Raw genomic sequence first — 23472 nt, forward strand, 5'->3', positions numbered from 1 at the left:
TGGAATAGTGGGGGTGTCTTCTTCGGGCGCGAACCTCGCTTTTAAGCGTCGACTTCGCTTTGTGCACCCGCGGCAACTCCAACTTCCCTCATTCCTGTGCCTGTCACAGGAATCCAGCAGCCGTGTCCACGCGGCGGAGGAATCTTACGACCCACAGGCTTTTGAAAATGCCCGATGCCGGACACGTTTTCAAAGAGTCCTCTCGGCTTGCAGACGCAAGCCGGCTGGATTCCTGTGACAAGCACAGGAATGAGGGAGAGGAGGAACCGCCGCCGCCCAACTCACCCATTACGCTAGCCGTCCTTCCGCTGCTCTTCCACCAACCAGGCCCGCACACCCATCACGCCGACCGCTGATCCGCCGGCCCTTCCGCCCGCGCCAGGTTCAGGGCGCTATTGATCAACCCGATATGGCTGAACGCCTGCGGGAAGTTCCCCAGCATGCGCTTCGCACCCGGATCATATTCCTCCGCCAGCAACCCGACATCGTTGCAGATATCAAGCAGCCGTTCGAACAGCTTCAGCGCATCGTCGCGGCGGCCGATCATATTGAGGGCGTCGACGAGCCAGAAGCTGCAGGCGAGGAAGGCGCCTTCGCCTGGCGGCAGGCCGTCATCCACTTCCTGCGTCTCGTAGCGCAGGAGCAGGCCATCGCGCAGCAGTTTGCGCTCCACCGCCTCGACGGTCGCGATATAGCGCGGGTCATCGGGCGCAATGAAGCCGACCATGCCGAGATGCAGCAGGCTGGCATCCATCGCCCTGGAGCCGTATGCCTGTGTAAAGCAGCCGAGCTCGGCATTGAACGCCTTTTCGCAGACCTCGGCATGGATGCGATCGGCGAGCGCGCGCCAGCGGGCGGCGCCAGCGGGCTCGCCGTCGGCCTCGGCAATCTGGACGGCGCGGTCGAAGGCCACCCAGGCCATGACCTTGGAATAGGTGAAATGCTGGCGTTGGCCGCGCACCTCCCATATGCCCTCGTCGGGCTCGACCCAGACCTTTTTCAGAAAGGGCAGAATGGCCTTCGCCAGTTCGCGCTCGCGCGGATGCGACGGCAGGCCGCCCTTGCGGGCCTGCAGCATGGCATCCGCCACCTCGCCATAGACATCGAGCTGCACCTGTTCGGCGGCGGCATTGCCGATGCGCACCGGCGCCGAGCCCTCGTAGCCCTGCAGCCAGGGCACCTGCCATTCCAGCAGGTTGCGCTCGCCGGCGACGCCATACATGATCTGCATCTGTGCCGGCGCGCCAGCGACGGCCCGCAGCAGCCAGCGGCGCCAGGCTTGAGCCTCTTCGTAATAGCCGAGCTTCATCAGGGCGAGCAGGGTCAGCGTCGCGTCGCGCAGCCAGCAATAGCGGTAGTCCCAGTTGCGCGGGCCGCCGATCTTTTCGGGCAGGGAGGTCGTGGCGGCCGCGACGATGCCGCCGGTCGGCATGTAGGTCAGCGCCTTCAGCGTGATGAGGGAGCGCTTCACCTGATCCGTCCACTTGCCCACCTTGGGGCATTTCGCGGCAAAGGATAACCAGAATTCCTCCGTGTCCGGCAGTGCATATTCCACCTGCCGCTGGGCCGGCGGCGGCAGATGCGAGGGGGACCAGGTGAGCGTGAAGATCTGCTGCTCGCCAGCCGCGACCTGGAAGGCGCCGACCGTGCTCAACCCGCGGCCTTCCAGCGGCACGGCGGAGTTCAGCGTCAGTCTATCAGGGCCGGCAATGGCAGTGATGCCGCCGTCTTCGCCATGCGTGACCCAGGGAACGGTTCGCCCATAATCGAAGCGAAGGTTGAGCTCCATATCGAAGGCGACAGTGCCGCTCTTGCCCTCGACGATGCGCATCAGATCGCTCGCTCCATCGCGCAGCGGCATGAAGTCGGTGAGAAGGGCTGTGCCGGTCTCGGTCTGAAACTCTGTTTCGAGAATGAGCGTGTCTTCGCGGTAGCGGCGCGAGACGCGGTATTTTCCGCCCGCGGGCGAGAGCGACCAGAAACCATTATCCTCAGTGCCGAGCAGGGCGGCGAAGCAGGCGGGAGAATCGAAGCGCGGAAAGCACAACCAGTCGATCGAGCCGTTTCTGGACACAAGTGCCGCGGTCTCGCAATCTCCGATAAGGGCGTAGTCCTCGATAGGTGCCGTCACCATAGCCTCCTGCGCATATCAGCCGGGCTTTAGGTAGCGCTCGTTTGCGGAGGTCAACTGCGTTGATCAGCCGCTCGCCATCACGGCCTCAACCAGCCGCTTGTACCGCGGGTGATCGCGGATCGGGTCGAGGTCCGGATCGCTGCTCCACCAATAGCGATGCGCGGAGGCGCGGGGGATGACTTTTTCCAAGAGATCGAGCGCCGCTTCATGGTCTCCCATGTTCAGATAGGCGCAGGCGATGTTGTACATGGCGTTGAGATCATCGGGGTCGATGGCGAGCGTGCGCGCCGCCCATTCCCTGGCGCGCTCGCGCTCGCCGAGATAGGCCAGCACCAGTGCTCCCAGCTGGGCCGGGCTCGAATTCTCCGGATGCAGGCTGAGCTCGCGTTCGGCCCGCTCCAGGCCCAGCCGGCCGGCCCGCTTCATGTCGGCGTCGCGGCCAAGCTTGAGATAGACGCAGGCCAGGAGCGCGGCGGAGCGATAATCGTCGAACCGCAGCTGGGTGGCCCGTTCGAACAGGAGGGCGGCCCTTTCGAAATCGCCATTTTCGAAGAAGAAGCGCGCGAAGAAATAGTTTGCCTCATGCAGATCGGGATCGAGCTTCAGGGCACGCTCGAATTCGGCGGCGGCCTGTTCGCGCTGTCCGCCATATTGGAGGGCGAGGCCGCGCGAGGCGTGTGCGTCGGCGAGATCGGGATCGAGTTCCAGCGCCCTGGCGCTCGTCGCGAGAATGCCTGCTGTCGAGATATCGGCATATTGCCAGGAGCGGAGAACGGAATCGCAGAGCGCGATGCCGGCATAGGCGCGCGCATATTCTGGGTCGATCTCGGCTGCCTTCGCGAACATGCGCCGCGCCAAAAGCATGTAGGATCTTGAGCACATGTGCAGGAATTGCCGGCCCCGGAGGTAATAGGTGTAAGCCTCGACATCTTCCGTCGGCGCGGTGTTGATCGCCGCTTTCTCGCCCGGTAGCAGCCTGACCTTCAGCTGTTCGATAATAGCGTGGGCGATCTCGTCCTGTATGGCGAAGATATCGGTCAGTTCGCGGTCGTAGCGCTCCGCCCAGAGATGGCTGCCATCCCTGCCGTCGACAAGCTGGCCGGTGATGCGGACGCGGGCGCCGGCCTTGCGCACGCTGCCTTCCAGCAGGAAGGCGACGCCGAGTTCGTGGGCCACCTGCTCGATCTTCACAGCCCGGCCCTTATAGGTGAAGCTCGTATTGCGGGCGACGACATGCAGGTCGGAGATTTTCGCGAGGTCGGTGATAATGTCTTCGGTGATGCCGTCGGAGAAATATTCCTGCTCCGGGTCGCCGCTCATGTTGCTGAAGGGCAGGACGGCGATCGATATTTTCTTCGGTGATCGCGGCTCGGTGCGGAAAGACATGCCCTGATCGAAATTCACGCGGTAGCAGGCGATCGGCTCGGCAATGTTCTTGACCCGCTGCTCGCCCATCGGCTCGAAGGCAAAGGCAAGCTTGCCGGAAACCTCCTTCGAAACCTTGCCCGAAACACAGATGCCGCCGGGCTCGGCAAGGGCCTGCAGACGGGCGGCGATATTCACGCCCTCGCCATAACGATCCTCGCCCTCGACGATCACTTCGCCGAGATTGATGCCAATCCGAATTTCCAGCGGGGTGTTTTCGGAAGCGCCGGCATTGCGCCTGATCATGCCGCGCTGCAGGGCGGCGGCGCATTCCACCGCATCGACGACGCTGCCGAATTCGGCCAGCAATCCATCGCCCATCAGCTTGAAGATGCGGCCGTTGTGTTTGCGGATTTCCGGCTCCAGCAGCTCCTTGTGATCCGCCCTCAGCCGCTGGAACGTGCCGGCCTCATCCTGCTCCATCAGCGCCGAATAGCCGGCGACATCGGCGGCGAGAATAGCGGCGAGCTTGCGTTCCATGCCGGTCCCCTCGATGAGATGCTCTCGAGCGGGAGTGTAGCATAGGCGCAAAAGGCAGTCTGCCCGCTGCAGATATCGTGGACAGGCCCTGACATGACGAAGGCGCCGCCGGCAGCTAGAGGTGGCGCCGCACGGCGCACACCCTCCGCAATGTGCCGTCTCCTGACTTACAGCAACAGGCGCTCCAGACTCCCCTGGTCCTTCACCCCATGCTGATAGAAATGCAGGATCTGGATGGCCAGTTCCTCGCGCTCGTCATTGCTGGCGATATGCCTTGCCATGCAGATATGCTCAAAGACGCGCTGGCAAAGAGCGACATCTTCTTCCTGCATCGGCGTCTGGCTCGCCGACATTTTATCTCTGATCATCGACATTCCCTCAAACGTCCCCCGGGAACGTTCTAGGGCGCAGATTGTGTTCTTCAATAAAAAGGAGATCACGTCATCGTGCAGCCCCCGGTCCGTCCTGGGGATTTCTTCAATGCCTGTTCACGATGTTACGCACGTAATAGCAACATATCGGCGCTTGCGGTATGGAAGGAGAAGGGAGGCCCGATTTAGAGCTGTGGGCAACCCTTCTCCACTGGGTTTGCAGCATCCAGCGTGGAGCATTGTAGGCTGGAATAATGGAACCGCAATTTCACTTTTTAAATCTCGGGGAAATTATTTCAGCTATTGCTTAATAAATGCCCGGCGGTACTTTCCGCCGGGCATTTACGCAATCTTTGCACAGTAAAAACGGCGATTTGTGTGACTTTTTGACTGCTCAAACCGCAACGCCCGTCTGCGATTTGTTTACCTGACCCGGACACCGAGGCGAATATCCGTTTCCCACGATGCGGCAAAGCCGCTCTATTCACGGGACCGGAAGGAGGCCGAAGCCTATATCCGCATCGTGCCGCAGCCGATCTGACCTGAGAGGCAGGGCTGACCTGAAAGGCAGCGACCTGACCTGAGATGCAGGGGCTTACGTAAGGGAAAGGCTACATCGCCTTACGGCAGCTAGTAATATTAGGCGAGGGGCGGGCCATGCGGTTCGTCCCTGTCGCTCCTTCCGCTTTTTCCGGCGCAATATTATGATCTGCTGATAGGTCCGATGCAGTTCGCAGCCCAGGTCCGGGACGACCAAGCCAGCAACGGAGTGGACAGATGATTTTCCGACAGCTTTTCGACAGTGTTTCCGGCACCTACACCTATCTCATCGCCTCCAGGCGCGGCGGCGAGGCGCTGATCATCGATCCCGTGCTGGAAAAGGTGGATCGCTACATGCAGCTCATTCGCGAGCTGGACCTGAAGCTGGTCAAGGCGGTGGATACCCACCTGCATGCCGACCACATTACCGGCCTCGGCGCGCTGCGCGACCAGACGCATTGCATCACAGTGATGGGCGAGCAAACCAAGGCGGATGTCGTGGCCATGCGGGTTTCCGAAGGCGACCGCGTCGGCATCGAGGGCCTCAGCCTCGACGTGCTCTATACGCCCGGCCATACGGACGATTCCTATTCCTACCTGATGGGCGACCGCATCTTCACCGGCGACACGCTGCTCATCCGCGGCACGGGGCGCACCGATTTCCAGAACGGCGATCCCCGCGCCCAATATGACTCGATCTTCAATAAGCTGCTCCGCCTGCCGGAGGAAACGCTGCTCTTCCCCGCCCATGACTACAAGGGCGACACGGTCTCCACCATCGGCGAGGAAAAACGCTTCAACCCGCGCCTGCAGGTCAAGTCGGTCGAGGAATATGCCGAGCTGATGAACAACCTGCACCTGCCCAACCCAAAAATGATGGACGTCGCCGTCCCCGCCAACATCCACATCGGCCTCCACCAGGACGAAATCGCTCGCAAGGGCTGGGCGGTATCCGCCAAGGATGCGCTTGTTCTCCGCGGCCGGCCGGATGTCGTTATCGTCGACCTGCGCGAGAGGAGCGAGCGGGAGCGGCATGGGGTGATCCCGGGCGCGCTGCATGCGCCCTATGCGGATCTGCAGGAGAACCTGTCAGCCGGCGGGATGCTGCATGAGCTGGCGATGGCGACGGGGAAGAGGGTGGTGTTTTATTGCGCTTTCGGGGAGAGGTCGGCGATGGCCGTGCAGGCGGCGCAGGATGCCGGGGTGGGGAGTGCGTGTCATATTGAGGGTGGGATTGATGCTTGGAAGAAGGCTGGGGGTGCGGTGGGGGAGTGAGGGGAACTTCCAGAGCCGCCAAGACCGGAGGGTGGCAGCCTACCGTGTCACCCGATTATTTCCATTTCATTTTAAGGCGCCCCTACATCCCGCCAATGCCATCACTTCAACCGTTTATGCTGAGCTTCCGCTGTCAGTGGGTTTTGACGGTCAGGCGCGCGAGCGGCTTGGATGGCGGGATGTCAGGGTTCTGCGAGAAGCGCCTATCAGCAGGAGATCATTGCCGCGGCTACCAGCGCTCGCGATTTAAGCCAACCGTGACATTGAAAATTGTCGTGGAATTTCGATCTTATGACAGCTTTAGCGTGAGAATCTCGGGTGGACGATTGCGGGATATTTATGATCTAACGTTGCAAAAATATTGAGGAATTGCAGGTGAAAAACGCGAGGCGCAAGCTCCCAGATCCGGCACACGTCGAGGAAGCGGAAAAACAAATATTGGAATACTCTCGAACTGTGAAATTCACGGTTACGGAGTATTCGTTTGAATTTATTGTAAAAAGCTAAATTCCGATCGCTATTATGTCCCGGGGTACCAGCGGGAACTGGTTTGGACGCCAGCCAAACAATCGAAATTCATCGAGTTGGTCTTCATGGGCTTGCCGATCCCATTCGTTTTCTTTTGGCAGGACAAAGATGGTCGTATGGAAATCGTCGATGGATCGCAGCGCCTGCGCACCATCAGAGATTTCATGGCCGACAAGTTCACTTTGCGCGAACTCGAGACCATTCCGGCTGCCAATGTCTTGCGCTACTCGGATTTTTCGCCGGCGCGTCAACTCAAGTTCGCCGAGACCGCAATCCGTGTGATCATCCTGGATAATACGACCGACGCGGTTACGCGGACCGAGATGTTCGCACGCGTCAATACCGGCGGAACGACGGCGAACGATGCGGAAGTTCGTCGGGGTAGTTTGCCCGGGAATTTTATGGATCTTATCATCCAGCTTGCGAATGAACCGGAGTTTGTCGAGCTGACGCCGGTCAGTCAGCCGCTCGTGGACAAGCGTGAACGTGAAGAGTTGGTGACGCGCTTCTTTGCGTATCTGAACAGCTTCGATCCAAATGGTGACATTCCGAATTACAAGGAAGAGCCACGTCGTTTCTATTTTTCATTCGTAAAAGAAGCGAACGACCGGATTGCTTCCGAGATTGAGCAGGGTAGCGTTTCTCCATCTATCGACGCGATGAAGAATGAATTCAATAAGGTGCTTGCATTCGTAAAGAAGGTTTCGCCTCATGGGTTCACGAAATCAGAAACCGGCAATCAGGTTCCTCGTGTCAGATTCGAAGCAATTGCGGTTGGATCGGCCCTTGCTCTGCGCGCTGATCCTACTCTTTTCGATCGTGTAACAGATATCACTCCGCTTCTGGATTCCGAGGCTTTTGCCACAGCGACCAAATCAGACGCCGCTAACGTGAAGAGCAAGTTGTTGGGGCGAATAAAGCTTGTCAGAGACTGGTTGTTGCAGCAATGAGGGACGTTTTAGCCTACTTCGTGGAAAGAGAATCCGAATTCGCTCGTCACCTTTCCGTGGCTCGCTTGCTTGAGGCGCGCGTTGACGAATCGGTGGGCGCAGACGATAATCTGATTGAAGTCAGGCACATCAATACACTGAAGTCTGGCCTGCTTATCCATCTGTATAATATCGTAGAGGCTGTCATTACGCGAACTATGACAGTGGTTGGTAGAACTATCGTGACGGAAAGACCAAAACGGTGGACTGAAGCCGTGCTGAAGGAGTGGGTTCGCGCTGCGATTTGGAGCGGTGAAGAACGGGTCGGCGAAGGAGCTCTTGCTCGGTTGACACGTGTGAGCGGTAAATTGGTGTCCGGTGAAGCTCCAGAAGCTTTCGTCGTTAAAGGCGAACCAGGTAGCTGGGACGATGAGGCGATCAAAAAGGTGGCCGAGCGCTTGGGGTGCTCGTTGGTTTTATCTGATGGTGTAAAGCGCGCGGCGTATGAGCGGGTGTATCGCAACGAAACGACGGCTCTGAAATATCTGGCTCGCCGAAGAAACGATATTGCGCATGGTGAAACGACCTTTGAGGAGGGCGCACACGATCTTACGCTGGACGAGCTATCAATGTTGGCGGATCGAGTTCTTCCATTTCTGAAGGCCGTCGCCGAATCGTATGAAGTGTTTCTCAGCAACAAGGACTATCTTGCGGCTGAAGAGGAAGCCAAATCGTTGCCGTAGATCTCTTTTGTGGTGTAGGCGGCTTGACGCACGGATTGACAAACGCAGGCATTAAAGTGCGCCTCGGTGTTGATCTTGATCCTGCTTGTCGGTTTCCGATGGAGGCGAATAATGCCGCGAAATTTCTCGAGGCAGATGTCGGCAAGCTTGCACCGTCGGATATTCAAGCAGCATTTGGAGACTCACAGATTACTCTGCTGGCTGGATGCGCTCCATGCCAGCCTTTCTCTTCCTATGCTCAGTCTGCCAAGCGCGAAGAGCCGCATGAGGATTGGGAACTGCTTTCATCTTTTTCCAAGCTTGTCCTTGCGGTTCGACCGACGCTTGTAACGATGGAAAACGTACCTCCGCTTTGCAAACAGCAGATTTTCAAGGACTTCGTCGCTGATCTGCATACGGCCGGATACGATGTCGACTTCAGGGTTGTAGACGGTCGTGACATAGGCCTGCCGCAAAGGCGCCAGCGCCTCGTACTTGTTGCTTCTTTGCTCGGCCCGATTACGATTTCTGATTCTGATAAAGCTCCGGTCTCCGTCAGGGACGCTATTGCTGACCTACCAGCACTCGCTGCAGGAGCTTCGGACCCTCATGATCCGCTTCACGCTGCTGCATCCTTAAGCGAACTGAATCTCGCGCGTATTCGTCACTCCAAACCAGGTGGAACATGGCGGGACTGGCCGAAAGAGCTCGTTTCAGCGTGCCATGCACGCGAGACCGGCTCGACCTACCCTTCGGTTTATGGGCGAATGGAATGGGATAAGCCTGCGCCGACAATGACGACGCAATGCTATGGTTTTGGGAATGGTAGGTTTGGTCACCCAGAACAAGATCGCGCAATCAGTCTGCGAGAGGCGGCGATGATCCAAAGCTTTCCGAAGAACTATGCTTTTGTTCCCGAAGGCACTCCTATCAATTTCAGTCCGCTCGGAAGAATGATTGGGAACGCTGTTCCGGTATTGTTGGGCGAGTATATAGGGGAGATACTCATTGAGCATGTGAAAGCTCGCGGCGGAGACTCGTGATCGAAGACCCGCCGATTACACCGGAACGTTCATCTCTCATGGCCCGCGTAGGTCCGAAGGATACGAAACCGGAGATGATCGTTCGCAGACTTCTTCACGCTTTGGGATACCGTTTTCGGTTGCAAGCAAGGGAACTTCCTGGGAAGCCCGACATCGTCTTTCGGCCTAGGAAGAAGGTGATTTTCGTTCACGGTTGTTTTTGGCATCGGCATCTAGGTTGCCGCCGGACGACTACTTCCAGGACCCGAAGGGAATTTTGGGACGCAAAATTTTCCGCCAATCAAGCGCGCGACGAGAGGGTGCAAGAAGAACTAAATTCTCTTGGATGGTCTTCGCTGGTGGTTTGGGAATGCGAAACCGGAAACCCTGAAACACTTGCCGAGAGCCTGAAAGCGTTCCTTGAATGAGATCCGGTCTGTCAGGTGCCCCAATAGGCAAGCTGTTAGCTGAGCAGATAGATTTGTGATGGACTATTCAGCGGTCCTTTGGGGTACGCCGACGCGAAAATATCCCAATGCTTGCACCCTCATGCCCGAAAAATCCTCGCCCGAAGCCCTGAGCCAGCGTATCCACGCCCGCCTTCTCGCCCGCAGCCACGGGCCGGCGTGGAGCACCATTTCCGTCCATCTTCTCTCCCACCAGCCGCTGGAAACCAATCTCCTCATACCCGCCGTCGCCGAGCCGCTCGTGGTCTGGATCGTCTCCGGCTCGGCGCGCATCGAGGAGCGCGACATCGGCGGGGAGTGGATGTCGGTGGAGGTTTCGGCAGGGGATTTTTATCTGACGCAGAGTGAGACGCCCTATGAGATGCGGTGGGAGACGAGTGCGGGCGAGGCGCTTTGCGTCATGCATCTCTACCTCGGGCTGCCGATCTACCAGCAGGCGATATCTGAGGTTTTTGGCGCTGAGGGCGGCGAGGGGTTTCGGCTGGCGGATGTTTCGGGGGAACGGGACGAGGCGATTTCGGGGCTGATGGGGATGATCCTGAAAGAGCTGACGGACGCTGCCGAGCCCAGCGAAATGGTCGTGCAGGGCATTGCGCAGGCGCTCGCCGTCCATCTCGTGCGCCAGTATGGCAAGCGGGATAGCGCCTTGCCCGCCCGGCGCGGGGCGCTGCCGGCCTTCAAGCTGCAGAAGGTGGTGCGGATGATGGAGGCGGGGCTCGATCAGGCCTTCAATCTCGAAAGCCTGGCTGCCGAGGCCGAGCTCAGCGCCTTTCATTTTTCCCGCGTCTTCAAGCAATCGACCGGTTCTTCGCCCTCGGATTATTTCATCCAGCTGAAGATGGCCGAGGCGCGCCGGCTGCTGCGCGAGACGGATGAGAGCATCATCCAGATCGCGCTCGATCTCGGCTATTCCAGCCCCAGCCATTTCGCGCAGGTGTTCCGGCGGGCGGTCGGTGTCAGCCCGCGCCATTACCGCGGGTAGCGCTTTTGTCCTGCGCATTTCCGGGCGCAAAACCGCTGCGCACTTTTGCTGAAATTGCTCTTGTTCGCAGCAAATCCCCGATAGTTGCAGCAAGCGGCCGAGCGAAAGCGGGCGCCTGATTTTCTAGTTTGTTCCCATCGCAACCGACCGTCGCAACGACGGCAACGAAAGGGAATGAAACAATGTCAATCCAGGGAAAAGTCGCTCTCATCACGGGTGCATCCAGCGGTATCGGCGCTGCCACGGCGCTGAGGCTTGCCGCCAATGGCGCAAAGGTCGGCCTTGCCGCACGCCGCGCCGATCGGCTGACGCAACTGGTCGCCGAGATCGAGAAAGCCGGCGGTCAGGCCATCGCACTGGAGATGGATGTCGTCGACAACGCCTCCGTCACTGCGGGTGTTTCAAAGCTCGCCGAGGCATTCGGCACGATCGATATCCTCTTCAACAATGCCGGCCTGATGCCGCTTTCGGATATCGATGCGCTGAAGACGGATGAGTGGCACCGGATGGTGGACGTCAATATCAAGGGCGTGCTCAACACGACGGCCGCCGTGCTGCCGCACATGATCGGCCGGAAATCCGGTCATGTCGTCAACACCTCGTCGATTGCCGGCCGCAAGGTCTTTGCGGGCCTGTCGGTCTATTGCGCGACGAAACATGCCATCACGGCGCTGTCTGACGGCATGCGCATCGAGCTCGGCAAGAAGCACAATATCCGGGTGACCTGCGTGCAGCCGGGTGCAGTCGAGACCGAGCTTTACGACCAGATCTCGGACCCGGCGGCACGCCAGCAGATGGATGATCTGAAGACGCAGATGGAGTTCCTGAAGGCCGAGGATATTGCCGAGACGGTGCTGTTTGCGCTGCAGGCACCGCGGCATATGGATATTGCCGAGGTGTTTGTGATGCCGACGCAACAGGCTTGGTGAGGTTAGGGCGCATCCTGGATCTCTGCACGATGCCGGTGTCGCGGGTTCGCGGCATCGGCTGTGGATGGCCGTGTATGGCAGATATTATTCTCGTAATATTTGTAGGAAATATTGTACGCCTTTACTCTACCTTCTGGGAGATTGAACTGAATGAGGACGACTTTACTTCTCTGTGCCGCCGCGATAACACTGGCCGGCTGCCAGACTCCGGCACCACAATCTGTTTTGGATTCGCAGCGTCCTCCGCCCAACTCGGTTAAACGCGAGTATGTGGACGCCCTGCGCGGAACCATCAAACCGGGGATTTTCGAGAAGGCCGAGATTTCGAGCGTGGTACTGCTCGATCCTGAAAAGCAGATCTACGCTTATTGCACGCGGACGGCGGAACGTGCCTACCCGAACTGGTCTTATTTCGACCTTACGTTAAAACAGAACATGATCATGGGTGTCTCCAAGAATGACTACCGCTGCCGCGACAAGCGGCTACGTTACTATGATTTTCCTGAACTGCGGAACATGACATACTGACGGAGCCGGGTTCAGCCACCAATACGGGCAGGCGGCGCTAAGCTCTTCTTACGCGCTGCCTCGCACCGCCCAGGCCACGCTCTCGAACCCGCGCGGCCCATCCTCTGACCTGTCATCGAGATAGGCTGCCTTCAGCGCCTCCCGCAGCCGCTCGCGTCTTGCCTCCGGCAATGCCTCGAAGAAGGCCGAAAACCGTCCCTGTCCATAGACTTTCGGCACGTAGAAATCGTCGAAATCGGCGTAGTTCATCGTGATCGTCAGCCTTGTCTCGGTGACATCGGCAAAGCCTGCGCTGGCAAACAGCGCCCGCAACTCGCCCTCCGCCGTCATCGGCCGCGGGCCTGATGGAATGCCGTTGCCTTCGGCTTCGGGTTCGACGGCGCGGATCGTGTTCCAGAAGAGGCGCCAGCTCGGCATGCCGTCATGGGACCAGACGGCGGCGGCAGCGGTGGCGCCCGGCTTGAGGACGCGGCGCATTTCGGTGATGGCCTTGTCGGCGTCCGAGACGAAATGCAGGACGAGCAGGGAATAGACGGCGTCGAAGCTCTTGTCGTCATAGGGCAGGGCGCAGACGTCGCCCTGGCGGGCCGATATCCTCGGGTCATTCGTGCGGCCGCTGAGGGCGTCGACGAAATTTTCTTCGAAGTCGAGGGCTTCGATGGCCTGCAGGCCGGGGTGGGCTGCGAGTGCCAGCGTCAGGCTGCCGGTGCCGCAGCCGGCGTCGAGCACGCGGCCATGCGAGGGCACGCCGGCGAAGGCGAGGAAGGGGTCTGAGAGTTTGCGGCTCCAGCGGCCCATGGCGGCTTCATAGGCCTGTGCGCCCCTGGCGATGAAGGTAGATGGCATGGGGGGCTCCCGGCAATTGTGCTTTTGCCGGGCGGATATAGGGCGGGTGGATACGGTGTCTATTGCTTGGCTGGTTCGTCCGGCCTTGGAGTGCTCGACACCCCCCTCTGCCCTGCCGGCCATCTCCCCCACAGGTGGGGAGATTGGCTGGAAGCGCCGGCTTCCCCAAATAGTAAACGTTGCAAACTGCGCAATGTCAGCGAGGTGGGAAGGTCACGCCGCTTGTCGATCTCCACCCTTGTGGGGGAGATGGCCGGCGGGCCAGAGGGGGGTGCCACACGGCAGACCCTACAATTCTTCAGCTTCGCCCAAGCCCCAAAACAAAAAACCTCCCGGGCCCTCAAGGGAGCCCGGGAGGCATGACGCACCGGTCGTAGGTCAGGAGTGGATGGCCGGGGCGGTTGGTGGTGTCGCGGGTGCGGCTGGCGTTTGCTCCTCAGTGACCGGCCGCCTCGTGCGCATCAGCTTCAGCACGAAGACGAAGAAGGCCGGAACGAAGAAGATGGCGAGCACGGTGGCGGAGATCATGCCGCCGAGAACGCCGGTGCCGATGGCGTTCTGGCTGGCGGCGCTCGGGCCTGTCGCGATCGCCAGCGGCACGACGCCGAGGGTGAAGGCGAGCGAGGTCATGATGATCGGGCGGAAGCGGACGCGGGCGGCTTCTATCGCGGAATCCAGGAGCGACTTGCCTTCGGCGTAATAATCCTTGGCGAATTCGACGATCAGGATGGCGTTCTTGGCCGAGAGGCCGATGATGGCGATGAGGCCCACCTTGAAATAGATGTCGTTGGGCATATCGCGCAGCATCACCGCTGCGACCGAGCCGATGACGCCGAGCGGCACCACCAGCATGACCGCAAGCGGGATCGACCAGCTTTCGTAGAGACCTGCCAGAAGCAGGAAGACGAAGAGGATCGACAGGCTGAAGAGGATCGGGGCCTGGCTGCCGGAGGTGATTTCCTCCGCCGACTGGCCGGACCATTCAAAGCCGAAACCCTCGGGAAGCTGCGAGGCGAGGCGCTCCATTTCGGCAATTGCCGCACCTGAGGACTGGCCGGGGGCGGGCGCGCCGGAGATGCGCACAGTCGGATAGCCGTTATAGCCGACGATCTGCGGTGCGCCCTTCTGCCATTGGGCGATGGCGAAGGAGGAGAGCGGCACCATGCCGCCGCTCGCATTGCGCACGTTGATCTTCATCACGTCGTCGATCTGCAGGCGGGCGCGATCATCCGCCTGGACGATGACGCGCTGCATGCGGCCGGTATTCGGATAGTCGTTGATGTAGGACGATCCGAGATTGGCGGTGATCGCATTGTTGATGTCGGCAAAGGAGATGCCGAAGGTGTTGGCCTTTTCGCGGTCGATCACCATCAGCACCTGGGCTGCGTCAGGCATGCCTTCCACGCGCATGCCCGTCAGAACCGGGCTCTTGCCCGCCATCTGCATCAGCTGGCCGGCTGCTTCCGAAAGCGCGACCTGGCCCTTGCCGCCGCGGTCCTGCAGGCGGAAGGAGAAGCCGCCGGTGGCGCCGAAGCCTTCGATCGGTGGCGGCGAGAGTGCGAAGGTCGTGGCATCCTTCAGGGCGAAGAGCTGGCCGTTCACGCGGTTGGCGATTTCCTGCACGGTGTTGCCGGGGCCGCGGTCCGCCCAGTCCTTCAGGGTGACGAAGGCCAGCGCCGCATTGGCGCCGTTGCCCGAGAAGGAGAAGCCCTGGATCGCCACGATGTTCTCGACGGCGGATTCGGAGCGGAAGATCTTTTCCACCTGCTTGATGGATTCGATCGTGCGGTTGGCGCTCGCTTCCGGCGGGCCCTGGATATCGACGATCATGAAGCCCTGGTCTTCGTCAGGTACGAATGCCGTTGGCAGGTTGATGAAGAGGTAGCCGAGGCCGATGACGAGGGCGAGGTAGACGATCATCATGCGCCCGGCGCGGCGCGCCATGCCGGTGACGGTTTTCGAATAGCCTGACGTGATGCGCTCGAAATTGCGGTTGAACCAGCCGCCGATGCCGCGCTTGTGGTGATGGCCCTGCTTGATGGGCTTCAGGAAGGTAGCGCAGAGCGCCGGTGTGAGCGACAACGCCAGGAAGGCCGAAAACAGGATCGAGACGACCATGGTCAGCGAGAACTGGCGGTAGATGATACCGGTGGAGCCCGGGAAGAAGGCCATGGGAATGAAGACGCAGGAGAGGACCAGCGTGATGCCGAGGATGGCGCCGGTGATCTGGCTCATCGCCTTCTGCGCGGCTGCCTTTGGCGACAGCCCTTCCTCGGCCATGATGCGCTCGACATTTTCAACGACGACGATCGCGTCATCGACGAGAATGCCGATCGCGAGCACCATGGCGAACATGGTCAAGACGTTGATGGAAAAGCCGGTCGCATACATGACGGCGCAGGTTCCAAGCAGCGCCACCGGCACGACGAGTGTCGGGATGACCGTGTAGCGGAAATTCTGCAGGAAGATGAACATCACCACGAAGACGAGGGCGACGGCCTCGACCAGCGTGTGGATGACCTTTTCGATCGAGGCCGAGACGAAGGGGCTGGTATCGTAGGGAACGGAATATTCGATGCCTGAGGGGAAGAAGCGCGAGAGCTCCTTCATCTTCTCGTTGACCGCATTGGAGACGGCAACGGCATTGCCTGTCGACGAGAGCTGAATGGCGATCGCCGCACTCGGCTGGCCGTTCAGGCGGCTGGTGAAGTTATAGGATTCCGCACCCTGCTCGACCCGGGCGACATCCTTCAGGCGCACGGTGGAGCCATCGGGATTGGCGCGCAGGATGATCTCGCCGAATTGCTGCGGCGTCTGCAGCTGGCCCTGCATGAGCACTGTTGCCGTCAGGTCCTGGGTGACCGGGTTTGGCGCGGCGCCGATCTGGCCGGCGGCCACCTGGGCATTCTGGGCGGTGATGGCGGCATTGATATCGTCGGTGGTGAGGTTCAGGCCGACCATCTTGTCCGGGTCGATCCAGACACGCAGGGCGCGCTGGGCGGCAAAGAGCTGGGCGCGGCCGACACCATCGATGCGGCGCAACTCGCCGATGATGTTGCGGGTGATGTAATCGCCGAGCGCCACTTCATCACGCGTGCCATCGGTGGAAGTCAGCGCGATGAACATCAGGAAGCCGGAGCTTGCCTCTTCGACGTTGATGCCCTGGGACCGCACGGTGGCGGGCAGGCGGGCTTCGACGCGGCGGATGGCGTTCTGCACGTCGACGGAGGCCTGGTCGATATCGGTGCCGGCGCGGAAGGTGGCGTTGATGCTGACCGAGCCGGAATTGTCCGAGGTCGATTCGAAATACATCAGGCCTTCGACGCCGTTCAGCTCATCCTCGATCTGGCGCGTGACGCCCTGATAGATCTCCTGCGGGGAAGCGCCCGGATAGGAAGTGGAGATCGAAAGCTGCGGCGGCGCGACCTTCGGATATTGCGAGACCGGCAGGAAGGGGATCGCGATGATGCCGGCAATCGAGATGAACAGCGCGAAGACCCAGGCCAGGATCGGCCTGCGAATGAAGAATTGTGCCATGAGTTCTTACTCCGCCTTAGCCGGAGCGGGCGCCGAGGCTGCCGCTGCCGCATCCGGCTTCCAGGGTTCGGGCGCGACCGTTGCGCCGGGCTGCACTTTCTGGACGCCATCGGCGATGACGGTTTCGCCGCTCTTGAGGCCGGATTCCACGACCCATTCGGAGCTGAGAACCTGGCCGAGCGTGACGGGGCGAAGCTCCGCCTTATTGCCTTCGGCGAGCACATAGACCTGCGCCTGGCCGGCCTCGTTGCGCGTGACGGCCCGCTGCGGCACGGTCAGCGCATCCTGGCGCACGGCTTGCTCGATGCGCACACGCACATACATGCCGGGCAGGAGATCGCCGTTCTTGTTGGGAAATTCGGCGCGCAGTGTCACCTGTCCGGTGTTGGGGTCGACATTGGCGCTGGCGAACAGCAGCCGGCCGGGCTCGGCATAGAGGCTGCCATCGTCGAAGACGAGTTCGACGCGGGCTTCGCCGGGTGCGGTGCTGGCGAGCTTGCCGTCGGCCACGGCCCGCTTGAGGTTCAGGAGATCCTGCGCCGACTGGGTGAAGTCGGCATAGACAGGGTCGACCTGCTGGATGAGCGCCAGATTGGAGGTGCCGTCGGCGGTCACGAGCGCGCCCTCGGTGACTAGCGCGCCGCCGATGATGCCTGAAATCGGCGCGCGGACTTCGGTGTAATCGAGATTGATCTTGGCTTCATCGAGGCCGGCTTCGGCACTCGCCACATCGGCATCGGCCTGGGCCACGGCGACGGCTGCCGTATCGTAATCGATGCCGGTCGCGATATTGCGCTCCTTCAGGCTCTGCTGGCGCTCCAGCTGCAGGCGGGCATTCTGCTGTGTCGCCTTGGCGCGCTGCAATGTGGCTTCAGCAGAGGCAACCCGCACGCGGAAAAGGCGCGGATCGATGCGGTAGAGCACGTCGCCCTGCTTGACGAAGGTGCCCTGTTCGAAGACGCGCTCCTGCAGGATGCCGGAAACGCGGGCGCGCACTTCCGAAACGCGGGTGGCGGCAATGCGGCCCGGCAGTTCGTTGACCACGGGCACGGCATGGCTCTTCATCTCGACCACGCCGACGGCCGCCGGCGGCATCTGCATTCCGCCCTCTTGAGCGAATGTGTGCCCTGCTGTCAGTACGAGAAGGGTCGTGGCTGCCATCAACGCTTTCAGGCGCGGCAGTCTGGTATTGCGCAACATCGATCGTATCCCTTTTTGGCCGCCCCGGCGGCTTGCTAGGTTATTACTTTGGTTTCTTCATTTTCACGCAATTCCGGACGGAAAACCGTTTCACACTTTTCCTGGAATTGCTTAAGTTATTGTGGTTTCGAGGATTTCAAGTCTTCGTTTCAGGAGGCTCGGGGAAGGTCGTGTAGACGTTACGGATATCCTCGAGCAGCTCCTGCCGTTCCGCACCGCTCCAGCGGTGGAAATCGAAGAGTTCGGTACAGTAGAAGCCGGTCAGCGCCAGATAGGCCATCAGCGCCGCGCGCGGCTTCGGCCCGGCGGCCATCGCCGCCAGATCGGTCACCACCCATTTGCGGATGATCTGCTGCAGATTTTCCTCGCTCGACATGGAGGCGCTGATCGCCATCGCCACGGCGCGGTCGGTATCATCAAGCGTCTTGTCGGCAGCCGCGATGCGGCCGTAAAGCTCCGGGTGAGGGGTATCCGCACTCGCCTTCACGCATTCTTCCATATGGGCGATATCGGCGCCGACGCGGCGATCGACCAGCGCTTCCAGAAGCGCGCTCTTGGTCCTGTGGTCATAGACGACGCGCGACTTGCTGACGCCGGCTTCCTTCGCCACCGCATCGATCGAAAGCCCCGTCGCACCGGCGCGCACGACGACGCGCTCGGCAGCGTCCAGAATATCGTCAGTGGTGATCTTGCGCGTTCGCGTCACGAATAGGGTTCCCGGTTTTCGCGGATAAAAATACGAACGTTCGGATTTAAATGCAAGCGGTTTTGTTTTTATGGAATGACAGGGCGGCGAAAGGGGCTGGAGCCACAGCGCTGAAAAGCCTGGGAAATATGGGATTTCTCTCAATCCACCAGCAATACCCGCGCCTCCACCGGCTGCTCTATGCCCTTCAGCGACAGTGACCGTGCTTCCGTGCCGCCCATCAGTTCGGGCGCTTGCAGCGTCGTCTCCAGCGACACGAGGATTTCGCCCGGTGCCGCCTGTGATTCCAGCCGGGCGGCCTGGTTGACGACGCCGCCGATTGCGGTGAAATCGCTGCGGAAGCTGGAGAATTCGCCGATCTGCACATCGCCCGTGTGGATGCCGACGCCGATGCCGAGGGTGTAGCCGGTGTCGAGCTCGGCGAGCGCTTCCGTGCAGGAGCGCTGGATCTCCAGCGAGGCCCTGATGGCGGCTGCTGCATGGTCCTTGCGGGTGATCGGGAAGTTGAAGATCGCCATCAGCCCGTCGCCCATCTGCTTGTTGACGATGCCGTCATTTTCCCAGATCGCCTGTGCGGCGCGATCATGAAACAGGCTGACGATGCGGCTGAGGTCGATGGCGCCGATGCGCTGCGAAAGGCCGGTGTAACCTCTGATATCGGCAAAGAGGATGGTGGCGCCTGCAGTGATGTGGCGCTGCTTCTTCACATATTGGAAGGAGCGCTCGCAGATCGTGCAGATATCGGGGTTCATCTTGCTGCGCGTAATGCCAAACGCGCGGAAGGGCAGCGAAAGCGGGCCGCGGATCGGGATCGGCATATGCATCTGGTCCCAGCAGCCGCGGCAGATGCTCGCGCTGCCGGATTTTGGCGGATGCCCTGATATGGCTGATATCGTCATGTGCCGCATTCCCCCAATCACAAAAAACGAGCTTCTGCCTATCGGGCGGCTTTGGCAACCATTCAGGCTGAAGCGCGCTGCCCCTATGCGCTATCTGGCAGGACGTTTCGCGCATCGGCCGCATTCAGCCGCTTTTCCGCGAGCGCGATGAAGGCGCGCACCAGCGGCGAGAGGTGCTTGCTGCTGGGATAGACGACATAGAGGCCGCCCGATGCGGTCGTGTAGTCGTCGAGCACGCGCTGCAGCCGCCCGTCTGCGATGCAGGCGAAGGCGACGCCGTAAGGCAGCTGCGCGATGCCGTAGCCGGCAATGGCCGCCTCCATCACTGCCTGCATTTCATTGGCAGCGAAGCGTCCTGATACGGAGACCGTTTCCGGTCCAGCCAAGCCTTCCAGCACCCATTGCGCATGGGCGGCCGATGGCCCGGCGATGACGCAGTCATGGCTTGCGAGATCACCAGGTGTGGAGGGCCGGCCTGCGCGGGCGAGATAGGCGGGGCTGGCGCAGAGCAGGCGATAGGTAGGGCCGAGCTTGCGGGCGATCAGGGTGGAATCCTCCAGCGATCCGGTGCGGAAGGCGAGGTCTATGCCATTGTCGACGAGGTTCAGCCGCTCGTCGGTCAGCCGCAGCTCGACCTTGGCCTTCGGATGGGTCGCCATGAATTCGAAAGTCGCCTCCTGCAGGAAATGGCCGCTGAAGCCGACGGGAGCCGAAATACGGATCGTGCCCGAGGGCTCGGCCTGCGCTTCGGCGAGCCTGCTATTGGCGCCTTCAATCTTCCTCAGTGCCTCGCTTGCCTCCTCATAATAGAGCCGCCCGGCCTCCGTCAGGCCTAGGCTGCGGGTCGTGCGCTGCAGGAGGCGCACACCGAGGTCGCGCTCGAGGGCCGCAACCCGGCGGCTGACCGTCGTCTTGGGCATGCCGAGCAGCCGCGCGGCTGCGGTGAAGCTGCCGGTTTCGATGACGCGGGAGAAGATCACGATATCGTTGAGATCGATCATTGTTGCTCTCAATGGGACGATGTTTGGCATTTTTAGGCCATTATGAACCAATGCAGCAATCCTAAATCTGCTCCATCAGCAACTGCCATCGGCAAAAGAAGGAGCAGAGACATGAGCAACAGCAGAAGCATTCTCGTATCGGGCGCAACCGGCCAGCAAGGCGGCGCCGTCGCCCGCGCGCTCGCCGCACGCGGCCATCACGTCAAGGGGCTGACGCGCCGGCCGGACGGCGACAGCGCCAAGCGGCTTGCCGCATCCGGCATCGAGGTTGTCGTCGGCGATCTCGACGACAAGGCGTCGATCGTCAAGGCTGCCAGGGGCGTCGATACGATGTACCTGATGGGCAACAGCTATGAGGCCGGCGTCGAGGCGGAAACCCGCCAGGGCATTGCGGCTGCCGATGCGGCCAAGGAGGCCGGTATCGGCCATCTCATCTACGGCTCGGTCGGCGATGCTGACAGGAAGACGGGCATTCCGCATTTCGACAGCAAGTATCTGGTCGAACAGCATATTGTCGGGCTCGGCATTCCCTATACGATCAGCGCGCCCGTCGCCTTCATGGAAAATACCGTCGCCCCCTGGTCGATCGGCGGCCTGAAACAGGGCGTCTATGCCGCGGCCCTGCCGCCGGCCCGCAAGCTGCAGCAGATCGCCATCGACGATATCGGCCATTTCGTCGCCGTTCTTGCGGAACGGCGCGAGCAGGTCTTCGGAAAACGTTTCGATATTGCCGGCGACGAACTCTCGGGCGAGGAGCAGGCGAAGATCCTCACCGAGGCGCTCGGCCGGCCGATCCGTTTCCAGGAACTGCCGATTGCGGCGATGCGCCAGCAGAGCGAGGATGCGGCGCTGATGTTCGAATGGTTCGACCGCACCGGCTATTCCGCCGATATCGTCGCCCTGCGCCGCGATTTCCCTGATGTTGGCTGGCACAGCTATGCCGACTGGGCGAAGGGTTTTGACTGGAGTGTGCTCGACAAGGCGGAGTAAGGTCTCGCGGACTAGGTTGTGTCCGTCATCCTCGGCCTTGTGCCGAGGATCTAAACCCTGCGCCACTCGTTGGGGCGTCGTAGATGCTCGGGACAGGCCCGAGCATAACGGAGGGTGGGGCGGCTGTCGTCATCATGTGAGTGGCGCCATTCTCACGCCTGGGCCGTCGGCCGGATGACGATATCGCCGACATCGACATCGTCAGGCTGCTCGATGGCAAAGGCGATGGCGCGGCCGATTGCATCCGGCGTGATCGCCATTTCCTCCATGCTTTTCGTGATCCCGGCTTTCACGGCCGGGTTGGTCATGGAGTCGGCGAAATTGGTTCTGATGATGCCCGGCGATACATTGGTGACGCGCAGATGCGGGCCGGCCTCCTGCCGCAGGCCTTCGGCAATGGTGCGCATGGCATTCTTGGTGCCGGCATAGACGGCCATGGTCGGCTTGATCGTGATGCCGGCGGTCGAGAGCGTGTTGACGACATGGCCGAAACCCTGGCGGCGGAAGACGGGCAGGGCGGCGGCAATGCCATAGAGCGGCCCCTTGATATTGACGTCGATCATCTCCTCCCAATCCTCGACGCGCAATTCATCCATTGGTGAAATCGGCCCGATGCCGGCATTGTTGATCAGCACATCGAGCTTTCCGTAGGTGTCGCAGGCAAGCGCCACGAGCGCTTCGAGATCCGCGCGCTTCTTGACGTCGGTGACGCGGTAGATGGCCTCGCCGCCGGCCTTGGTGATGCGCTGAGCCAACGCCTCCAACTTCTCGCTGCGCCGGGCGCCGAGCGCGATCCTGGCGCCGCGCTCGGCCAGGATGAGGGCGGTCGCTTCGCCGATGCCGCTGCTGGCGCCGGTAATGGCAATGACCTTGTCCTTGATCGGTGACATCGTCTTTCTCCTTGATGGTGACCTCAAGGATTGCAGCGGAAGGCTGGAGAATCTATGCTCTATGCTCTGTCATTTCGTCGAGATCGTCCGGAATTCATGATCGATCCCCTGTCCGATGTGTTTTCGCTTGTTGATATCGAGAGCGCTCGCTGCACTCGTTTCGAGGTGGGCGGGCAATGGGCCTTCCGCTTTCCGCCGAAGCCGGCGCTGAAATTCGTCGCGGTCATCAGGGGCGGCTGCTGGATCATCCTGCCGGGCGAGCAGCCCTTTGCGCTTGAAGCGGGCGATACGTTCCTGCTTGCCAATGCGCCCGCCTATGTGATCGCCAATGATCTGGCGAGCGAGCCGGAAGACGGCATCGCCTTCTTCGACTGGGACCATTCCGATATTGCCCGCCATGGCGGCGACGAGACGGTCCTGATCGGTGGCAGTCTCGTCATATCCGGCGGCAATGCGCAACTGCTGCTCGATGCGCTGCCACCCTTCATCCATATACCCTCGAGCGACCGCGCTGCCGCCGTTCTGCGCGCTACACTTGCGACCCTTAACGACGAACTCGGAGTCGGCGCAATAGGCTCGACGCTTATGACACGGCGGATGGGCGATATCCTGCTGGTGCAGGCGCTGCGCGCCCATGTCGCCCGCGCCGGCGCAGACAATGCCGGCTGGATCGGCGCGCTCGGCAATCCCGGCATAGGCAAGGCGATCAGCCTGATCCACAACGAGCCTGGCTATCGCTGGACGGTGGGTGAGCTCGCAAGCCGCACCGGCATGTCGCGCTCCGCCTTTGCGCAGCGCTTCCGCGATCTGGTCGGTGTTGCGCCCCTCGATTATGTCACCCGCTGGCGCATGCACCGCGCCCGCGAGGCGCTGCGCCGCAAGGAGGCAACGGTGGCAGGCCTTGCCGCCGATCTCGGCTATTCCTCCGAAAGCGCCTTCGGCAATGCCTTCAAGCGCGTCTTCGGCCGTGCGCCGAAACGCTACTGGCGAGACGCCTGATCGAGCCGGGAAGAGGCCGCTCTTGACGGCGCGCGCGCGGACGCCACTTCAATCGTCACTTACGCGGGGGTT

General features: G+C 60.9%; 20 protein-coding genes. 10 read left to right on the forward strand and 10 right to left on the reverse strand.

Annotated elements, in window-relative coordinates:
- Positions 1 to 340: 340 nt before the first annotated feature.
- From ACR9ZQ_RS13865 to ACR9ZQ_RS13875, 3 genes are all read right to left on the reverse strand, one after another.
- Complete coding sequence (locus ACR9ZQ_RS13865; RefSeq protein WP_481428084.1) at positions 341 to 2131, reverse strand: glycoside hydrolase family 15 protein; 1791 nt, start codon at positions 2129 to 2131, stop codon at positions 341 to 343.
- A gap of 66 nt (positions 2132 to 2197) precedes the next feature.
- The gene (locus ACR9ZQ_RS13870; protein WP_481428085.1) at positions 2198 to 4039 is read right to left on the reverse strand and encodes a TPR end-of-group domain-containing protein; all 1842 of its coding nucleotides are present in this window, start codon (positions 4037 to 4039) and stop codon (positions 2198 to 2200) included.
- 167 nt (positions 4040 to 4206) lie between these two features.
- Positions 4207 to 4407: a hypothetical protein gene (locus ACR9ZQ_RS13875; protein ID WP_113323600.1), complete on the reverse strand. Its 201-nt coding sequence runs from the start codon at positions 4405 to 4407 to the stop codon at positions 4207 to 4209.
- Between the two features lie 780 nt (positions 4408 to 5187).
- Here ACR9ZQ_RS13875 and ACR9ZQ_RS13880 point away from each other — a divergent pair.
- The 8 genes from ACR9ZQ_RS13880 to ACR9ZQ_RS13915 all read left to right on the forward strand — a co-directional run bounded on the left by ACR9ZQ_RS13880 (position 5188) and on the right by ACR9ZQ_RS13915 (position 12332).
- Positions 5188 to 6225 (forward strand): MBL fold metallo-hydrolase, encoded by a 1038-nt coding sequence (locus ACR9ZQ_RS13880; RefSeq protein WP_481428086.1) that lies wholly within the window; start codon positions 5188 to 5190, stop codon positions 6223 to 6225.
- 545 nt (positions 6226 to 6770) lie between these two features.
- A complete protein-coding gene (locus ACR9ZQ_RS13885; RefSeq protein ID WP_481429317.1) occupies positions 6771 to 7703 on the forward strand; it encodes a DUF262 domain-containing protein in 933 nt (310 codons plus the stop codon).
- Positions 7700 to 8425, forward strand: a complete 726-nt coding sequence (locus tag ACR9ZQ_RS13890) for an MAE_28990/MAE_18760 family HEPN-like nuclease (RefSeq protein ID WP_481428087.1) — start codon at positions 7700 to 7702, stop codon at positions 8423 to 8425. Before ACR9ZQ_RS13885 ends, ACR9ZQ_RS13890 begins: the two co-directional genes overlap by 4 nt.
- A 23-nt stretch (positions 8426 to 8448) precedes the next feature.
- Entirely contained in the window at positions 8449 to 9447 is a 999-nt protein-coding gene (locus ACR9ZQ_RS13895; protein WP_481428088.1) for a DNA cytosine methyltransferase, read from the forward strand.
- Positions 9444 to 9854 (forward strand): very short patch repair endonuclease, encoded by a 411-nt coding sequence (locus tag ACR9ZQ_RS13900; RefSeq protein ID WP_481428089.1) that lies wholly within the window; start codon positions 9444 to 9446, stop codon positions 9852 to 9854. The genes ACR9ZQ_RS13895 and ACR9ZQ_RS13900 overlap by 4 nt, the downstream gene beginning before the upstream one ends.
- 58 nt (positions 9855 to 9912) lie before the next feature.
- Positions 9913 to 10875, forward strand: coding sequence for a helix-turn-helix domain-containing protein (locus ACR9ZQ_RS13905; RefSeq protein ID WP_481428090.1), 963 nt, complete (start codon positions 9913 to 9915; stop codon positions 10873 to 10875).
- 182 nt (positions 10876 to 11057) lie between these two features.
- Complete coding sequence (locus ACR9ZQ_RS13910; RefSeq protein ID WP_481428091.1) at positions 11058 to 11804, forward strand: SDR family oxidoreductase; 747 nt, start codon at positions 11058 to 11060, stop codon at positions 11802 to 11804.
- Between the two features lie 150 nt (positions 11805 to 11954).
- Positions 11955 to 12332, forward strand: a complete 378-nt coding sequence (locus tag ACR9ZQ_RS13915) for a hypothetical protein (RefSeq protein ID WP_439015309.1) — start codon at positions 11955 to 11957, stop codon at positions 12330 to 12332.
- Between the two features lie 48 nt (positions 12333 to 12380).
- Here the strand turns inward: ACR9ZQ_RS13915 and ACR9ZQ_RS13920 are convergent, their stop codons facing one another.
- The 6 genes from ACR9ZQ_RS13920 to ACR9ZQ_RS13945 all read right to left on the reverse strand — a co-directional run bounded on the left by ACR9ZQ_RS13920 (position 12381) and on the right by ACR9ZQ_RS13945 (position 20521).
- Positions 12381 to 13178, reverse strand: a complete 798-nt coding sequence (locus tag ACR9ZQ_RS13920) for a class I SAM-dependent methyltransferase (protein ID WP_481428092.1) — start codon at positions 13176 to 13178, stop codon at positions 12381 to 12383.
- Between the two features lie 378 nt (positions 13179 to 13556).
- The gene (locus ACR9ZQ_RS13925; RefSeq protein ID WP_481428093.1) at positions 13557 to 16715 is read right to left on the reverse strand and encodes a multidrug efflux RND transporter permease subunit; all 3159 of its coding nucleotides are present in this window, start codon (positions 16713 to 16715) and stop codon (positions 13557 to 13559) included.
- A gap of 6 nt (positions 16716 to 16721) precedes the next feature.
- Positions 16722 to 17915 carry an efflux RND transporter periplasmic adaptor subunit gene (locus tag ACR9ZQ_RS13930; RefSeq protein WP_481428094.1) on the reverse strand — a complete coding sequence of 398 codons (1194 nt, stop codon included), beginning with the start codon at positions 17913 to 17915 and terminating at the stop codon, positions 16722 to 16724.
- Between the two features lie 136 nt (positions 17916 to 18051).
- Complete coding sequence (locus ACR9ZQ_RS13935; protein ID WP_481428095.1) at positions 18052 to 18621, reverse strand: TetR/AcrR family transcriptional regulator; 570 nt, start codon at positions 18619 to 18621, stop codon at positions 18052 to 18054.
- A gap of 140 nt (positions 18622 to 18761) precedes the next feature.
- Positions 18762 to 19529 carry an adenylate/guanylate cyclase domain-containing protein gene (locus ACR9ZQ_RS13940; protein ID WP_481428096.1) on the reverse strand — a complete coding sequence of 256 codons (768 nt, stop codon included), beginning with the start codon at positions 19527 to 19529 and terminating at the stop codon, positions 18762 to 18764.
- Between the two features lie 74 nt (positions 19530 to 19603).
- On the reverse strand, positions 19604 to 20521 hold the full coding sequence (locus ACR9ZQ_RS13945) for a LysR family transcriptional regulator (protein WP_481428097.1): 918 nt from the start codon (positions 20519 to 20521) through the stop codon (positions 19604 to 19606).
- 111 nt (positions 20522 to 20632) lie between these two features.
- On the opposite strand from ACR9ZQ_RS13945, the gene ACR9ZQ_RS13950 reads away from it, so the two are divergent.
- Complete coding sequence (locus ACR9ZQ_RS13950) at positions 20633 to 21511, forward strand: NmrA/HSCARG family protein (protein WP_481428098.1); 879 nt, start codon at positions 20633 to 20635, stop codon at positions 21509 to 21511.
- A gap of 152 nt (positions 21512 to 21663) precedes the next feature.
- Here the strand turns inward: ACR9ZQ_RS13950 and ACR9ZQ_RS13955 are convergent, their stop codons facing one another.
- A complete protein-coding gene (locus ACR9ZQ_RS13955) occupies positions 21664 to 22401 on the reverse strand; it encodes an SDR family oxidoreductase (protein WP_481428099.1) in 738 nt (245 codons plus the stop codon).
- 96 nt (positions 22402 to 22497) lie between these two features.
- Here ACR9ZQ_RS13955 and ACR9ZQ_RS13960 point away from each other — a divergent pair, with 96 nt between their 5' ends.
- A complete protein-coding gene (locus tag ACR9ZQ_RS13960) occupies positions 22498 to 23400 on the forward strand; it encodes an AraC family transcriptional regulator (RefSeq protein ID WP_481429318.1) in 903 nt (300 codons plus the stop codon).
- The last annotated feature ends 72 nt before the right edge of the window (positions 23401 to 23472 follow it).

The sequence above is a fragment of the Rhizobium sp. KNZ14-9A genome (assembly GCF_056755015.1).

What these genes read in the sequence shown, in the direction of transcription:
- ACR9ZQ_RS13880 (WP_481428086.1), top strand. Translation starts at nt 5,188, where the DNA reads ATGATTTTCCGACAGCTTTTCGACAGTGTTTCCGGCACCTACACCTAT.
- ACR9ZQ_RS13905 (WP_481428090.1), top strand. Translation starts at nt 9,913, where the DNA reads ATGGACTATTCAGCGGTCCTTTGGGGTACGCCGACGCGAAAATATCCC.
- ACR9ZQ_RS13870 (WP_481428085.1), bottom strand. Translation starts at nt 4,039, where the DNA reads ATGGAACGCAAGCTCGCCGCTATTCTCGCCGCCGATGTCGCCGGCTAT.
- ACR9ZQ_RS13930 (WP_481428094.1), bottom strand. Translation starts at nt 17,915, where the DNA reads ATGTTGCGCAATACCAGACTGCCGCGCCTGAAAGCGTTGATGGCAGCC.
- ACR9ZQ_RS13925 (WP_481428093.1), bottom strand. Translation starts at nt 16,715, where the DNA reads ATGGCACAATTCTTCATTCGCAGGCCGATCCTGGCCTGGGTCTTCGCG.
- ACR9ZQ_RS13955 (WP_481428099.1), bottom strand. Translation starts at nt 22,401, where the DNA reads ATGTCACCGATCAAGGACAAGGTCATTGCCATTACCGGCGCCAGCAGC.
- ACR9ZQ_RS13920 (WP_481428092.1), bottom strand. Translation starts at nt 13,178, where the DNA reads ATGCCATCTACCTTCATCGCCAGGGGCGCACAGGCCTATGAAGCCGCC.
- ACR9ZQ_RS13915 (WP_439015309.1), top strand. Translation starts at nt 11,955, where the DNA reads ATGAGGACGACTTTACTTCTCTGTGCCGCCGCGATAACACTGGCCGGC.
- ACR9ZQ_RS13890 (WP_481428087.1), top strand. Translation starts at nt 7,700, where the DNA reads ATGAGGGACGTTTTAGCCTACTTCGTGGAAAGAGAATCCGAATTCGCT.
- ACR9ZQ_RS13875 (WP_113323600.1), bottom strand. Translation starts at nt 4,407, where the DNA reads ATGATCAGAGATAAAATGTCGGCGAGCCAGACGCCGATGCAGGAAGAA.
- ACR9ZQ_RS13910 (WP_481428091.1), top strand. Translation starts at nt 11,058, where the DNA reads ATGTCAATCCAGGGAAAAGTCGCTCTCATCACGGGTGCATCCAGCGGT.
- ACR9ZQ_RS13960 (WP_481429318.1), top strand. Translation starts at nt 22,498, where the DNA reads ATGATCGATCCCCTGTCCGATGTGTTTTCGCTTGTTGATATCGAGAGC.
- ACR9ZQ_RS13945 (WP_481428097.1), bottom strand. Translation starts at nt 20,521, where the DNA reads ATGATCGATCTCAACGATATCGTGATCTTCTCCCGCGTCATCGAAACC.
- ACR9ZQ_RS13940 (WP_481428096.1), bottom strand. Translation starts at nt 19,529, where the DNA reads ATGCGGCACATGACGATATCAGCCATATCAGGGCATCCGCCAAAATCC.
- ACR9ZQ_RS13950 (WP_481428098.1), top strand. Translation starts at nt 20,633, where the DNA reads ATGAGCAACAGCAGAAGCATTCTCGTATCGGGCGCAACCGGCCAGCAA.